A 15,487-nucleotide genomic window follows, 5' to 3' on the forward strand; every position below is an offset into this window, starting at 1 on the left:
AGCTAAGCGTCGAGCTGCCATAACCGGCCGGCCTCGGGGTGAACCTGTTCTGGATAGGGGATGGTCGTACCGGGAAGACTGGTTGCCGCCGCCCCATAAGCTACGGCGGTGGTTAGTGCATCTTGGTAGCTATCACCGCGTTCGCGGGACATAACGTAGCCGGCCAAAGCACAGTCTCCAGCACCGACCGTCGACTGAGCGACTATCGAGGGGGAGGTAGCAGCGAAACAACCGCCTGACTTCACTGAAAGCACCGCTCCTGCTTCGCCGAGAGTGGCCAGGACTTCGGATACGCCAAGCTCGTTCAGCGCACGAGCAGCCTGCGCTACGGGAAGATAGTTCCCTTCGGCTGCAGCGGCCTCAAGTTCTTCGCCGTCCTGATTAATGATTTGACCAAGTTCGTAGGCGTTCGGCTTCATCAAAAAAGGTCGCACCTTTGGAAATGCGCGAACGACCTCAGTCAGTGGGCCGTCGCTCGTATCCATAGCAACACGAATATTCGGGTTGACCGAATACACCGCCTCGGTGCATTGAACGTAAAAATCCCTGGGGACACCAGGGGGCAGCGAACCTGCGAAAACTACCCACGTGGCGCGTTTAGCATGGTGGATAAGTTTCTCCAGGACACGCCTACGGTGCGCTTTCGTCAATGTCATGCCAGGAGAATTGAGCTTGGTGGTCGTCCCATCTGGCTCTGCGAGTGTGAGATTAACGCGGGCTTCGTTAGTCGTGTTGATGGCTTCATGGGGTATGCCAGAGACTTCCAACAGACGCGTGAATTTTCCAGAGTCCGATGCCGGGTAGAGCGCGAGCGTCTTTTCTCCGGCGTAGTGCAACGCCTTGGACACATTAATTCCCTTGCCACCAGCCATGTCCTCAGCCATTGGTAGGCGGAACACGCCACCTCGCTTGAGCTCCGTATCGAGTCGAGCAAGTCGATCGATTGACGGATTTACAGTCAAGGTCAGGATCATGAAGCAACCACAACCTCGACACCTTGCTCCCTGAGATCGTTGACGAACTGTTCCGGGGCAGAGGAGTCTGTGATCACGACGTCGATGTCTTCCAATGCTGCAAAGCTGACAAGGAAGTCGCGGCCAAGTTTCGTCGAGTCCGCCATAACGATGACCTTGCGCGCATTCGTGATCATCGCGCGCTTTACCGCCGCTTCCTGCGGATCAGCAGTAGAAAGACCATGGTCAATTGTCAAGGCATTAGAACCAATGAAAGCGACATCGGCACGCATAACCGCGAGAGTGCGGAGTGCCGTATCGCCAGCAACCGCCTGAGTAATGACGCGAACTTGGCCGCCAAGGAGTTGAAGCTCAATGCGGTTCGATCCCGCGAGTGTGATGGCGTTGGGAAGAGAGTTTGTGACAACCGACCAACGGCGGTTATCAGGGGAGTGGACCATCAGCTCTGCAAGAGCCTCGGTGGTAGTTCCAGCATCGAGAAAAATTCCACCACCAGAGTCAGGCAGAAAATCCGCAGCACAGCGGGCAATAGAGAGCTTCGCGTCCTTTTGCGCGTTCTTTCGAGCGGCAACTGAAAACTCAACAGTCTGAAAAGAACGAGTAGCTACAGCGCCACCGTGTACGCGGTGAACTGCGCCCTCTGCATCCAACTGAGCTAGGTCACGGCGAATCGTCTCTGCTGTGACATCGAAAGCTTCCGCAAGATCAGCGACCGTCACGCGCCCTTCGACTGCTGTCAAAGACGCAATCTTCCGGCGGCGTTCCTCTGCGTACATTCCCCGCTCCTTAGCTGTTAAGAAATCTCAGCTTTACTATCTGTTCCCAGTATGCCCGTTTATGTCTGTTTCGGGCAACGAAAATGTGGGAAATTAGAGGCTGCGTAGGACGCTGACGATCTTGCCGAGGATCTTGGCGTGCTCCGCAGGGAGTGGGTCAAATGCGCGATTATGGGGCATGAGCCACTTGCCAGCAGCGTCTTCGTGCCATTCCTTGACTGTTGCTTCATCTTCAAACAGGGCTGCAACAAAGTCCCCCTGTTCGACCACGTCTTGGGAACGGACTACCACCCAGTCTCCGTCGAGAATGCCCGCGTCAACCATGGAATCACCCACGACCTTGAGTAGGTATAGCTGACCAGAGCCCGTAATCTCCATCGGAAGTGCCATGTGACTTTCCACATGCTGCTCCGCCAAAATAGGGTTGCCAGCCGCAATCTGTCCAACGATAGGAACGAAGATTGGCTCTGGCATGTCCTCTGGCATCTCGGGAGTTTGGGTGGTGCCAGTAGCCTTTGGCCCAGGCTTTACCGGAGTGAAAGTGCCAGCGGAGGACTTCGAATCCCTTACGTTTACCGCGCGGGGTTTGTGTGGGTCGCGGCGGAGAAAGCCCTTCTTCTCCAACTCCTTGAGTTGGTATGCCACCGACGAGGTGGAGTTCAAGCCCACAGCATCCCCAATTTCTCGAATGCTCGGTGGGTATCCGCGAAGTACGACGGCATCCGAAATGACGTCAAGAATCCGACGCTGCCGATCGGTGAGTGTTTTAGGGTTCGCTTTCTTCTTTTGAGCCATGGAACATCCCTTCTCAAACTCTTTCGAATGAATCATAACTCAAAACTGTTCGAATCGTCGAGCATCGAACACTGTGCGTCCTTGAATTCTTTGGAAAAGATGTCCATTATGCGTGTTCGGAGGCGGTGCCGATGTCGAAAATCGAAAATAAATCCGGATAACAGTAGACAATGTTCGAACATGGTGTTATAAATCGAACATGACAAGTTACTCGAACAGTCGTTTGATGAAAAGGTCTAGACGGATTCTCCGCATCCGCCCTTGGACATAGTCTCCACAGCGTCGGGAAACGGTCGTACAACTCTTATTCTCTCCAGGCCGGCAACGGTGGGAGAGTCAACGTTGGAAAGGGAGAAAACATGATGTCTACGGTTTCAACCGCACTAGGTGTTAGCAGCACATCTGATATTGACTTTTCTCAAGTTTCTGAGCGCTCTGCTCGGACGACACGGAAAGCCCCGTTGGTGTGGGGTGAACGTAGTGCGTCTTGCACACAGCACATCGTTCGGCCCGGTCAGCGTGCACGTAGTGCACAGCGCAATCGCAACGGGGTGTCATCGGCGCGAATGCGAAGGGACAGGTCGCGGCCCAGTCATGTCTCGGTCAACTACGGGCGTCCGTCTCTATCAGTTAGCAGGGCGCAGCAGTCCAATCGTAGTGATGTATCCGCAGGCACTAACCTGACTCGTTTGATGGCGGTATGGGCTCTAGGGCTTGGTGCTTTCTTCGGAGTTTTCGGCAGCATGGTCTTTGAACAAGGGCAAAATGAGGCAGTCGAAAGCACCTTTACGTCTACGTACGCTTCCTACTCTGCACAATAATCATTCCGGTTTCCGGCGTTGGGGTGGGACGTAGACTGGAGACTGTGTATTGCCAGTTTTGTCATCATGATCAGACACGAGTCTTGGACTCACGGTTAATAGATAACGGTATGGGGATTCGTCGCCGGAGAGAATGCCTCAATTGCGGTAAACGTTTTTCTACGATTGAACGCTCGCAGCTGATGGTCGTTAAACGGGATGGAATCCCTGAGGAGTTCAACCGCGAAAAGGTTATCCAGGGTGTTCGACGTGCGTGCCAGGGGCGCGAAGTATCAGAGTCTCAACTGAAGAAACTTGCACAAAAAGTGGAGGAGAGCCTCCGCGAGAAAGGCACGCCCCGGGTGGACTCAAACGATATTGGCCTTGCCATCCTTGAGCCGCTCAAAGAACTGGACGAAGTTGGCTATCTCCGCTTCGCTTCGGTGTACAAGTCCTTTTCCTCCGCGGATGATTTCGCGCAGGAGATTGCCAGCATGCGGAAGGGGAAAGGGCCGCAGGCTAATGGCAACGAGGTTAAAAAGAACTAACGCAGCTTATCCACACGTTTCTTTACTCGGGTCAGGGATACGCTCTGGGTGGTACCCAAGCGTTGTGCGAAAAGGCTGACGCGCAGCTCTTGAATGAGCCACTGAATATCCCGTACCTCCGCGGAATTCGAACGTGCCTTAGTCAGCTGCTGAAGCTTTGCCGCCAAGTATTCGCGGGCCTCAGTCACCTCATCTTCACGTTCGGCATCACGGTCCGGGTCACGGTTCATTTCCTCAAGCCGAATCTCCATCGCTTGGAGATAACGTGGCAAATGTCGTAGGTGCTGCCAACCGTGCCTTGCCACAGCGCCCTTAGGGAACATGAACTCCAGCTGGCGACGCATATCGTCAATGGCATCGCCTTCCCATTTGTTTAGCTGATTCACCACCGAGACATAACGAGGCATTGCCTGGGCAAGGCCGACGACCAATTGGCGCACCTCTGAGGCGACTCCAGAACGAACGTGTTCGAGTAGTTTGTCGAATTCCTTCGGATCGCGGACCGGGCCACCGGCAGCCATCATACGGTCGCGAATCACTGCGACACGGCAGTCCTCGACAAGCCCATCGGCGCCCCCATGTGGCCATGCGTCCACGCCAACACGTTGCTGGAGTGGAAGCCCCTTAGTCATTTGTGCACCATTTACTGGGCAATCCCGCAATAGCATTGTCAAATTTGTGGTCGCCAACGTCGCCTCAGCCTGAGCCTTAGTTGGTTTGACCTCAATGGCCACGCCATCCTTGGTGGTCACCAGCGTCGGATACATCGTGACGGACTGACCATCGACAGTACTTTTGACCGTTTCTGAGACGGCGCCCAAGTTCTCTGAAGTCCACTTTTTCACAGCTTCGCGTGCTGCAGACTTCGAACGTTTCGACACAGCAGTTGAGACCGTCGAGGCATGCTTGTCTCGAAGCGCAGCAAGATCCCGGCTCTGATCGACGATCTTTCCATGGCGGTCGACCACTGCGTAGTTAAAGCGCAAGTGTGCTGGCAGCTTCGAAGGGGCAAAGTCTGCACCATTGATGCCCGAGCCTCCGAGTCGTCGTAAAGCATCGGCAAAAACATCGACAAAGCGACCTGAGTACGGAGTCATCGTCTCCAGCGCGCGGCGTGCGAAATCCGGGGCGGGGACAACGGACTTCCGCAGCGCCTTCGGCAGAGTGCGAATGTATGCTTCTGCGAGCTCAGAGCGAAGACCTGGCACCTGCCAGTCGAAGCCATCTTCACGCAGACCTGCCAGGAGAGGCACGGGGACACGGAGAGTCACACCGTCATCAGGGGCGCCCGGTTCGAATTTATAGGACAGTGAGAAATCGACCGAGCCCTGCTGCCACATTTCGGGGAAGGCGTTGTCGTCGATGTCGCCGGCTTCGGGGTTGAGCAGCTTATTGGGATCAAAGTCCAGTAGATTTGGCTGCTTGGGCTTAGTTTTCTTCCACCAGCGGTCAAAATTGGTGGCCGTGGTGATAGAGGCGGGCAGCTTGGAGTCGTAGAACGCGTAGAGCACGTCGTCATCGACGACAATGCCGCGGGAACGTTGCTTCTCCTCGATCTTCTCGGCTTCGGCAAGTTTGTCTTGATTGTTCTTGAAGAACTCGTGATGTGTGTTCCATTCGCCGTCGACAAGCGCAGAGCGAATGAAGATCGAGCGGGCGGCGTCGGCATCGACTCGGTGATAAGGCACCAAACGGTCAACCACCACGGGCACGCCGTAGAGTGTCGACTTCTGGTAAGCCATCGCTGCACCGCGCTTAGTAGACCAGTGAGGCTCTGAGTACTGGTGCTTGAGCAGATGAGGGGCTACCTTCTCTACCCACTGCGGCTGAATCGTGCCGACGTTGCGCGCAAAAGTGCGCGAGGTCTCGACGATTTCCGCAGCCATCACCCAGCGAGGCGGCTTCTTTGCCAACGCGGACGAGGGGTGAATGAGGAACTTAGTGTTGCGGGTGCCAGTAAATTCCTTGCCCTCGCCCTCGCGCGTACCAATCATCGATAACAGACCCGGTAACAGCGACTTTGCCACCTCGTCGGGATTGTCGACACCGTTGGTTGAGCTGCGGGCCGAAAGATGCCAGCCCAGCTCGGCCGTTGCCTGGTGGAGCTGACGCACCAAGTCCTGCCACTCGCGAACGCGCAGATAGTGGAGGTACTCGCGTTTGCACATCTTGCGGAACTGGTTACCGCTAAGCTCCCGGCGCTTTTCCTCCAGGTATTCCCAGAGCTTCAGCAGGGAGTTGAAATCGCTTGTGGTGTCCTTAAAACGGGCATGTAGCTGATCTGCCTGAGCCTGGAACTCCAGCGGACGTTCGCGAACATCCTGCAGAGACAAAGCGGCGACAATGACGGTTACCGCCCCAAGAGTGGTGTTCTCGTACCCTTCGACCAGCATGCGGGCAAGACGCGGGTCGACTGGGATACGGGCAATCTGTCGGCCGATGTCCGTCAGCTCGGGGGCGTCAGACCCCGGCGTAGTGGTAATAGCCTGAAGTTCTGTGAGCAGGTTAATGCCATCGCGGATTGCTTTGTGCTCTGGTGGCTGGACAAAGGGGAAGTCCTCAATCGCGCCTAGCCGCAGTGAAATCATTTGCAGTACAACCGACGCGAGATTGGTGCGCAGAATCTCCGGATCCGTAAACTCGGGACGCGAGAGAAAATCCTCTTCGCTGTAGAGACGAATCGCCACACCATCGGCTACACGACCACAGCGTCCAGAGCGCTGATTCGCGGATGCCTGGCTGATGTCTTCGACTGGCAGGCGCTGCACCTTCGTGCGGGTGGAGTAGCGGGAAATGCGTGCGGTACCAGTATCGACGACATACTCGATACCAGGGACCGTCAGCGACGTTTCCGCAATGTTGGTCGCCAGCACAATGCGACGCCCGGAATGCGGAGTGAAGATCCGATGCTGCTCTGCATTAGATAGCCGACCGAATAGTGGAACGGCTTCTACACCTTTCCAGTGTTTGCCCTCGATGGCTTCGGTAGCTTCTCGGATCTCTCGCTCACCCGAAAAGAACACCAGGATATCGCCGTCGCCAAGCCGCATCAGCTCTTCACACGCAGCGATAACACCATCGATCTGCTCGATGGCGACTTCCTTTTCCTGCCCATTCTTCGCAACAACGGTCCGCACCAGCGGGCGATAGCGGATTTCCACCGGGTAGGTGCGCCCTGACACCTCGATGATGGGCGCAGGGTGCTCGTCGTCAGGCGCGAAATGACGAGCGAACCGTTCCGGATCAATCGTCGCCGAAGTGATAATGATTTTCAGATCTGGACGCTGCGGCAGAATATGCTTTAAATATCCCAGCAGGAAGTCGATGTTGAGGCTGCGCTCGTGCGCCTCATCAATGATGATGGTGTCGTACTCGCGCAGCAGTCGGTCGCGGCCAATTTCGGCCAGCAGGATACCGTCGGTCATCAGTTTGATGCAGGTATCTTTGCCCACGCGATCATCAAAACGCACTGCATAGCCGACGTGCTGTCCAATCTTTTCGCCCAGCTCATGGGCGATGCGCTCCGCGACGGAACGCGCCGCAATACGACGTGGCTGAGTGTGACCAATCTTGCCTCGCACGCCGCGTCCCAGTTCGAGGCATATCTTCGGGATCTGCGTAGTTTTACCAGAGCCGGTCTCACCAGCAATAATGACGACCTGGTTGTTTTCAATTGCCTCTGCAATGTCGTCGCGGCGCGCGGACACCGGCAACTGGGCAGGGTAGGTGATGCGAGGAATCGCTTTACGACGATTTTCTAACCGCTCCAGCGCAAAGTCGAGGTCTGCAGAAATTGCAGACAGCGCCTTCGGCGCGGATGCTCGCTTTAGCCGGCGTCGGAAGGACTGGGCCTCCCGAATCGGCAATTGATCAGCGAGCTGGTAGAGCTCCTTTTTACGCGTGTCCTTAGCAGGTTTGCCAGAGCGCTGTGGCCTGGCGGAATTGCGGCGGCCGGAGTGGTGGTTTCCCGACTGGGCACGTGGAGCTGGTTTATCAGAACGGCTAGGAGTACTCATGGTTGCCTACTAGATTAGCCGCGTCTGGGGAGACAACCCACATCTGTGCTGATTAAGAGGTGCTCGAGATAGTCCGATGGCAGCAGGGAGCGTCCTACTTTGCCGCCGCTAGCTCGTCGGCAACTTCCTTGCAGTCCTCGCGCCCACAGTGCTGTGTCTCGGTGTGCTCCCAGCAGTCATCGCAGATAAGCACCTGACGACGGCAGGTGTCTTCGTTGATGCAGTTTTGGAAGGTGTTTGTCGGCTTGCCGCAGTGGACGCAGTGTCCGAGCTGTACGTAGTCCTCGTCTTCGATGCCATCGCCAAACTCCATATGCATGCGCTTGTCGAAGACATAGAGAGAGCCTTCCCACAGCCCCTTATTGCCAAACTTTTCGCCGTAGCGGACAATACCGCCGTCGATTTGGTAGACCTCTTCGAAACCGCGGTTCTTCATCAGCGCGGAGAGAATCTCGCAGCGGATGCCGCCGGTGCAGTAGGAGATAACTGGCTTGTCCTTCATCCAGTCGTACTTGCCGGATTCCAGTTCGTCGATGAAGTCGTGCGTGGTCTTTACGTCCGGGACGACGGCATTTTTAAACTTGCCAATCTCGGCTTCCATTGCGTTGCGGCCATCGAAGAAGATGACATCGTCGCCGCGTTCCTCGACCAGTTTATTGACCTCTTCCGGCTTCAAATGTGTGCCGCCGCCAATGACACCATCGACATCGACTTTCAGCTCACCCGGAGCACCGAAAGCGACGATTTCGTCGCGAACCCTGACGGAGAGTTTTGGAAAGTCATCAGCGCCGCCTTCGCTCCACTTGAACTGCATGGAGTGAAAAGCGGGGTACTGCTTGGTTTTCTTGATGTACTTCTTGCAGGCATCGAGATCACCGCCGACGGTGCCATTGATGCCGTGCTCGGACACCAGAATGCGGCCCTTGAGCCCTAACGACTCGCAAAGATCGCGCTGCCATAGCATGATGGCACGCGGATCGGACAGTGGGGCGAACTGGTAGTACAGAAGAATCTTGCTGATGCTCACGGGGACTATTCTAGTCTGCTCTCTCAGTTATCCTATTTTCGGCGTGAGCTGCTGGTATGGCTAGTGCTTCTGATAGAGAGCCTTCTTCTGGTACTTAGGCTCCGAAGTCACTAGCACACCGAGGTTGCGGAAAATTGTTTCGTCCACGCTGCCCAGAATGGTGGTGGTGTGGACATCGCAGTTTCGAAGGTTCTTCAGCTCGGCGAGGGCTGCGCGGGCATCGTCGCTGGTGGCCGCCGACACGGAAAGGGCGATAAGAACCTCGTCGGTATGCAAGCGGGGGTTGCGGCTGCCCAGGTGATGCGTCTTAAGCGTTTGAATTGGCTCAATGGCAGCTGGGGAGAGCAAGTGCAAGTCCGGGTCGATATTGGCGAGCTTCTTGAGAGCGTTGAGGAGCATTGCTGCTGAGCATCCGAGTAGTTCAGAAGTCTTGCCCGTGATGATTGTGCCATCGTGCAATTCGATTGCGCTGCCCGGTGCCCCGGTAGATTTCTCAACTTCAAGAGCTGGTGCGACGACTCGGCGGGCGGCTGTCGACACGTTGGCCTTGCTCATAATCATGGCAATGCGCTGTGAGACTTCGTCGTCTGCGCTGTTCTTGTGTTCGTCGACAAGAGCCTTGTAGTAACGGCGAACGATTTCCTGGTTGGATGCCTCTCGGCACACTTCGTCATCGTCGATACAGTAACCGGCCATATTGACGCCCATGTCGGTCGGTGACTTGTACGGCGACTCGCCCGCGAGCTTCTCCAACAGAGTGCGCAGCAGTGGGAAGACCTCGACATCGCGGTTATAGCTGGTGACCTTGGTGTCATAGGCGGCCAAATGAAAAGGGTCGATGAGATTGATGTCATCGAGATCAGCCGTTGCCGCCTCGTAGGCCAGATTTACCGGGTGTTCGAGTGCCAGGTTCCAGATAGGGAAGGTCTCAAACTTTGCGTAACCGGAACGAATTCCGTGTTTGTGATCGTGGTAAATCTGCGATAGACAGGTCGCCAGCTTTCCGGAGCCCGGGCCCGGCGCTGTGACAACGACCAAGTCCCGCGTCGTTTGCGCCCATTCATTCAGTCCGAAGCCGGCTTCACTGACGATTTTCTCGGTGTTTGTTGGGTAGCCCTCGATATTGCGATGGCGGATGACGCTCAATCCGAGTCGCTGCAGGCGCTCAATGAAGTTCTTTGCCAGGGTGTTGTCGTCGGAAAGCTGCGTGACGACGACGCTGCCGACTAGAAATCCGCGTTCCCGAAAGACATCGACGAGGCGCAGCACATCGTCTTCGTAAGTGATGTCGAGGTCAGCGCGGACCTTGTGGCGCTCCAGATCCTTGGCATTGATGCACACCATGATTTCCAGATCGTCCTTGAGACGATCGAGCATAGCGATTTTATTGTCAGGTGTGAAGCCGGGGAGAACACGCGAGGCATGCATGTCATCAAATAGCTTGCCGCCCATCTCGAGGTAGAGCTTGCCGCCTTCACCTGCGATGTCTGCGCGCCGCTTCTTAATATGAGCGGATTGCATTTCGATGTACTTTTCGCGGTTAAAACCGACAGCCTGAGCCATGGTGCCCTTTCTGAAGTCGTGTCTGCGGGGGAGCGCGCTAAAGCTTGCGAAATTCTACTGTGTCCATGGTAGTGATACCGCCTTGCGAATGTCGTATCGGTTACTGCTGTCGCGGGGGGAATTTTGGGAACTTTGGCTTATTATGCCCCGCGTAGGGGATTGGATGATTAATCTCCCATGTATTGATATTCAAAAAGAAATATGAAGAGGATGTGACATGCTCGATCCCCAGATGGCATCATCGTCGAATTCGGCAGAACCAACCGCACGCGCCCCGTACCAAGTGGGCAGGCGAGGCTTCCTCGTCGGAGCAACTGCCGTGTCAGCTGCGAGTATGATGCCTGCCGTAAATGGTGCATCAAAGGCAAACGCCGCTCCTGCAAACGGGGCTTCTGCCGCCGCGGGGAATTCGACCACCAATTTGAATGTCGGTCGAGGAATGGCTGACATGACAGGCGAGCCACTCGGCGCTGGCATGAACGGGTATGCGGTCATGGACCAGACCACCTCGGGTCTGCGTCTTCGCCAGATGGCGCGTGCATTCATCTTCGGTGATGACAACGACAACCGTGTCGTCCACGTCACCGCAGATATGGGGCTCATGTTCCAGTCCATCCAGATGGAAGTTCTGCGGCGACTGCGAGCTCTCTTCGGAGACCTCTACCACGAGGGCAACGTGCTTATCTGCGCATCTCATACGCATGTCGCGCCGGGTGGTACATCGGGCCATCTTATGGTCGACCTGACTACTCTCGGATTCCGTCCCGTCACTTTCGAAGCTGTAGTCGTCGGTGTGGTCAAGGCTATTGAACGTGCACACGCTGATTACCAGCCGTCGACTATCCACCTGACCAAGGGGATTGCCAAGGATGCGGGTGTTAACCGCTCCCTGGAGGCATTCAGGCGTAACCCCGAGGAAGAACAGCGGCTTTTCCCCGACGGAGTCAACCCGGAAAGCCATACACTGCACGTGAGTCGCGGTGGTCGCGAAGTCGGATTCATTAACTGGTACGGAATTCATCCGACCACCTTCGGCCCCGAGCACACCATCATCGACGGCGACAACAAAGGCTATGCGGCATGGAAGGTTGAGGTCGACCGCGGAGTTACCCACCGTGAGCCGGCCGATGCCCCCTTTGTTGCCGCATTCACCATGTCGTGCCCGGGTGACATCAGCCCGAACATGGGGCTCGTGCCAAATTCGGGCCCAGGCAACGGAGACGAAGCAGAGTCCGCCCGCATTCTCGGTCAGCGTCAGATTGACGCTACCCAAGGCCAGACCATTGCACTGCCAGGAGGCGGAATCTCCACCGTCCACAAGTGGGTCAACCTCGGCGATGTCGACATCAACGGCCAATTCACGCCCGACGGCCAGCCACACCGCACTGGACCTGCAATCCTCGGTGCGGCCTTCGCAGCCAGTAGCCAGGAGGACGGCGGCGGCGAACCAGCCCTAGGTTTCAACGAGGGCCAGCGTGGAGGCACACCGTGGGTACGTCAGCTCAATAACGTCGTACTCCCGAAGAATATCGGGGAGATTCAGGGCGAGAAAGAATGCCTGCTGCCAGTGGGCTACATCGATGGTCTTCTCCAGCAGACCCACATGTTCTCCATCACCCGCATCGGTGGCTTCACCTTGATTACCAACGGCCTTGAACCAACCACGATGTCGGGTTACCGCATGCGTCAGCACGTCGCTGAAATCCTCGGCGTTCCAATCGACACTGTCATCTGCCAGGGCTACACCAACAGCTATGGACACTACGTCGTTACCCCAGAGGAATACGATCAGCAGGACTACGAGGGCGGCGCAACGGCTTTCGGCAAGTACACGCTCAGTGCGATGATCTCCATCTATCACGATCTCGCCCACGCGCTTGCCGACGGCATGGCTGTCGACCCGGGCAGTGCTGCAGGTGATCTCACTGGCATCATCCCGCCGTCGCCAGCAGGAGGAAAGACTATCGATTCCGTACCAATGGGCAAGAATTTTGGTGACGTGCTCGAATCGACTGCAAGCGTCACGGTAGGGCAGCAGGCCGTTGCCCAATTCGTCGCGGCAAATCCGAATAACGACTTGCGACTGGAAGACGGCTACCTACTCATCAAGAATGACCGCGGTGAGATCGTTTCTGACGACTGGGACCAGGCAACTGTCATTGAATTTGCCAAGGACGGTAATTACACCACCGCCAAGGTCACTTGGGAGACCGGAGGAGTCGCGCCGGGCAAGTATGACATCATCGTGCGTGGTAGCGCGTTGGGTGCCGGTGATTCGCTGAACGAGTTCGAGGGAGTCGCCGCGGTGGAGCTCGTGTAAGAACGTCCAATTAAATACGTCCATGCGCACAATGTGACTTATACTTCGGCCTTTAAAAACTCATCAAGGGCTTGTCTCACGTATAGTCCGTTGTGCGCGTTATTTGTATGTATCCGTCAATTTGGCAGGAGCAATTTGCTTCATGAATACCTCAAACAATCCATATAGCAACAACGATTCTTACGGTGACGGCAGCCGGGACAATGAGTCCAATAACTATGACTCCCAGAGTCACGGTTTTCCCAACAATGGTTCGCAGGACTACAACCCTTACGGGTTCGATTCGGACGCACAACATGGCCCGCGTGGACCAGAGGATTCGCCACAGTGGAATCAGACTTACGGCCGTGAACAGGCTTATGGCGAAATTCCTTCTTATGGAACTGGCGAGTCGCGCGATAGTTACGGCGGGCAACCCTATGGTGCGGACTCGAGCTACTGGCAGCACCAGTCCAGCGGGGCTTCTGCAGCCGGTGCACTTGCTCCCGGAGTCAACATGCCAGGTGGCGATGAGCCGCCGGTGAAGCCTGTGGCACAGGGGCCGACGAAGGTCGACATTGGAAGTGCCTTTTCCGCGGCGTTTCGTAGTCTAAACAGCAATTTTGCTTCCTGGCTTGGCATCATGCTGACGTTCTTCGCCGTACTAGTCGCACTGATTGTTGGCGCAGCGGCAATTCTCTTTGCGACTGGTGACTTCGATCCGGACTTTGAGCCGAACTATCCAGGCGATGTTCCGTTTGAGGATCTAGGGTCAATGTTCGCGACTCTCGGCGCGATGGCACTCCTATTTGCCGTGGGCATGTTCGCGATGCAGGCATTTATGCTGCGCGGTGCATTCGAAGCTGTCGACGGCCGAGTGCCGAGCTACGGTACTTTCTTCCGTGTAAACCGGTGGGGATCTCTTATCGGTGCCTACATTGTCACGTTCCTGGTGGGGCTGCTCGCCATGCTTCCGGGGATGGTGCTCTTCATCGCTGGAGTATCCCTGTCTGCCAACGGCAGTGAAGCTGCAGCTGCGATGATTCCCATCGGCTACCTGTTGGTACTTGTGCTGTCCATCTTCATCATGCCAATCACAGCGACTATGCCGCTTCTTGTTTTTGATGGTCGAGCAACAGCACTTGAGGCTCCGGTCGTCGCATGGCGCTTGGTGAAGCCTCAGTATTGGACGATGCTCGTTGCATTCATTCTGACGTCAATTGTTTCTTCCGCAGGTGCAATGCTCTTCTATATCGGTATGTTGTACACAGTCCCGCTTGCTCTCCTCGTGCAAGTACATATCTACCGTCAGCTCATCGGTGGCCGTCGAGTAGTTAATGAAGCCCAGGAGAATCCGGGTTATTACCCGCCACAGCAGTAGCCAAAAACGTACAAGAAAAAGCGCCCAAGGAACCGATAAAAATTGGTTCCTCGGGCGCTATTTCGTCAGCAGGTAATCCTGCGGGGGAGCGTTCGGCTATCAAAAGCCGAACCTAAGCTCCGAATATTTAGCGGGTAGCCTCAGCGAAGACAGCCTGTGCAACACCAGAGACGGTGCCTGCAATCTTCACAGCTTCCCAGACCTGCTCCTTGGTCAGACCAGCATCGCGGACGACCTTTGCGTGAGAAGTCACGCAAGCTTCACAGCCGTTGATGGCAGAAACTGCCAGAGACCACAGCTCGAAGTCTTCCTTCTCGACACCCGGATTGGAGATGATGTTCATGCGCAGGCCGAACTTGACCTGTGCGTAGTCATCACCGAGCATGTGGCGAGTGCGGTAAGCAACGTTGTTCATGCCCATGACGGTGGCCGCACCAAGCGCAGACTCGAAAGCCTCGTCAGACAGGTGCTCCTTGGCTTCCTCAGCGATCTCGGAGAAAACGGTCTCGTTGCGGGTGGCAGCAGCGGATGCAAGCAGGGTACCCCACAGCTGCTGCTCGGAAAGTTCCGTAGAACGGGTGAGAGTGCCAAGGTTCAGCTTCATGTCCTTGGCGTACTCCGGTAGACCGGAACGAAGGTTATCGATGCTCATATGAGTTACTTCAGCTCCTGCTTCAGAACGTCCATCTTGTCGATGTTCTTGGTCGGGTCATTCTTCTGCCAGTTACATGCGCAGACCTCTTCAGACTGAAGAGCGTCGAGAACACGCAGAACCTCGTCAACGTTACGACCGACAGCGTCCGGGGTAACGGAGACGAACTGAATGATGCCGTCCGGGTCAATGATGAAGGTTGCGCGGTCTGCAACACCGTCAGCGTTCTCGACGCCGAGTGCACGCATCAGGTCATGGCGGATGTCGGAGAACATCGGGAACGGGATGTCCAGCAGTTCCTCGTGAGTTGCACGCCAGTTGAAGTGGGAGAACTCGTTGTCGCCAGAGCCACCGAGAATAACGGTGTCGCGGTCCTCGAATTCCTCATTCAGCTTGCCGAATGCAGCAATCTCAGTCGGGCAGACAAAGGTGAAGTCCTTCGGGTAGAAGAAGACGACCTTCCACTTACCCTCGTAGGACTCATTGGTTACCTGCTCGAAGTAGTCATCCGGAGAAGAAGCGTTTGCATCACGCAGGTTGCCGCCCTTCAGAGCGGTCAGAGAAAACTCGGGGAACTTGTCGCCAACAGTCAAAATTGCCATGGAATCCTCCTGAATGTATTCCTTTTGGGGTCACACACCATTATGCCTATGGAT

Annotated in this window: 11 protein-coding genes; 3 read left to right on the plus strand and 8 right to left on the minus strand. The window is 55.9% G+C overall.

Features of this window, described 5'->3' with window-relative positions; translation table 11 throughout:
• Positions 1 to 2: 2 nt before the first annotated feature.
• The 3 genes from CRD20_RS10310 to lexA form a co-directional block, all read right to left on the minus strand.
• Positions 3 to 974, minus strand: coding sequence for a 1-phosphofructokinase family hexose kinase (locus CRD20_RS10310; RefSeq protein WP_069358732.1), 972 nt, complete (start codon positions 972 to 974; stop codon positions 3 to 5).
• Positions 971 to 1,750, minus strand: a complete 780-nt coding sequence (locus CRD20_RS10315) for a DeoR/GlpR family DNA-binding transcription regulator (RefSeq protein ID WP_016422628.1) — start codon at positions 1,748 to 1,750, stop codon at positions 971 to 973. The genes CRD20_RS10310 and CRD20_RS10315 overlap by 4 nt, the downstream gene beginning before the upstream one ends.
• Before the next feature lie 93 nt (positions 1,751 to 1,843).
• Positions 1,844 to 2,545, minus strand: a complete 702-nt coding sequence (gene lexA / locus CRD20_RS10320) for a transcriptional repressor LexA (protein WP_016422629.1) — start codon at positions 2,543 to 2,545, stop codon at positions 1,844 to 1,846.
• A gap of 865 nt (positions 2,546 to 3,410) precedes the next feature.
• Here lexA and nrdR point away from each other — a divergent pair.
• The gene (gene nrdR / locus CRD20_RS10325) at positions 3,411 to 3,893 is read left to right on the plus strand and encodes a transcriptional regulator NrdR (RefSeq protein WP_042388651.1); all 483 of its coding nucleotides are present in this window, start codon (positions 3,411 to 3,413) and stop codon (positions 3,891 to 3,893) included.
• Here nrdR and hrpA read toward each other — a convergent pair.
• From hrpA to CRD20_RS10340, 3 genes are all read right to left on the minus strand, one after another.
• Positions 3,890 to 7,909 carry an ATP-dependent RNA helicase HrpA gene (gene hrpA / locus CRD20_RS10330; RefSeq protein WP_187405350.1) on the minus strand — a complete coding sequence of 1,340 codons (4,020 nt, stop codon included), beginning with the start codon at positions 7,907 to 7,909 and terminating at the stop codon, positions 3,890 to 3,892. The two genes, nrdR and hrpA, sit on opposite strands and share 4 nt — an antisense overlap.
• A 94-nt stretch (positions 7,910 to 8,003) precedes the next feature.
• Complete coding sequence (locus CRD20_RS10335) at positions 8,004 to 8,936, minus strand: rhodanese-related sulfurtransferase (RefSeq protein ID WP_187405351.1); 933 nt, start codon at positions 8,934 to 8,936, stop codon at positions 8,004 to 8,006.
• Between the two features lie 60 nt (positions 8,937 to 8,996).
• A complete protein-coding gene (locus tag CRD20_RS10340; protein WP_070827444.1) occupies positions 8,997 to 10,499 on the minus strand; it encodes a DUF1846 domain-containing protein in 1,503 nt (500 codons plus the stop codon).
• A 217-nt stretch (positions 10,500 to 10,716) separates the two neighbouring features.
• On the opposite strand from CRD20_RS10340, the gene CRD20_RS10345 reads away from it, so the two are divergent.
• Together CRD20_RS10345 and CRD20_RS10350 are read left to right on the plus strand one after the other, a co-directional pair.
• Positions 10,717 to 12,819: a neutral/alkaline non-lysosomal ceramidase N-terminal domain-containing protein gene (locus CRD20_RS10345; protein WP_048733295.1), complete on the plus strand. Its 2,103-nt coding sequence runs from the start codon at positions 10,717 to 10,719 to the stop codon at positions 12,817 to 12,819.
• 142 nt (positions 12,820 to 12,961) lie between these two features.
• Positions 12,962 to 14,179, plus strand: coding sequence for a hypothetical protein (locus tag CRD20_RS10350; protein WP_187405352.1), 1,218 nt, complete (start codon positions 12,962 to 12,964; stop codon positions 14,177 to 14,179).
• 127 nt (positions 14,180 to 14,306) lie between these two features.
• Here CRD20_RS10350 and CRD20_RS10355 read toward each other — a convergent pair whose 3' ends face one another.
• Both CRD20_RS10355 and CRD20_RS10360 read right to left on the minus strand, forming a co-directional pair.
• Entirely contained in the window at positions 14,307 to 14,831 is a 525-nt protein-coding gene (locus CRD20_RS10355) for a carboxymuconolactone decarboxylase family protein (protein ID WP_016422636.1), read from the minus strand.
• Between the two features lie 5 nt (positions 14,832 to 14,836).
• Complete coding sequence (locus CRD20_RS10360; RefSeq protein WP_016422637.1) at positions 14,837 to 15,433, minus strand: peroxiredoxin; 597 nt, start codon at positions 15,431 to 15,433, stop codon at positions 14,837 to 14,839.
• Between the last annotated feature and the right edge of the window lie 54 nt (positions 15,434 to 15,487).

The organism is Corynebacterium sp. LK33, assembly GCF_014334955.1.
Classification (GTDB): Bacteria; Actinomycetota; Actinomycetes; order Mycobacteriales; family Mycobacteriaceae; genus Corynebacterium; species Corynebacterium jeikeium_D.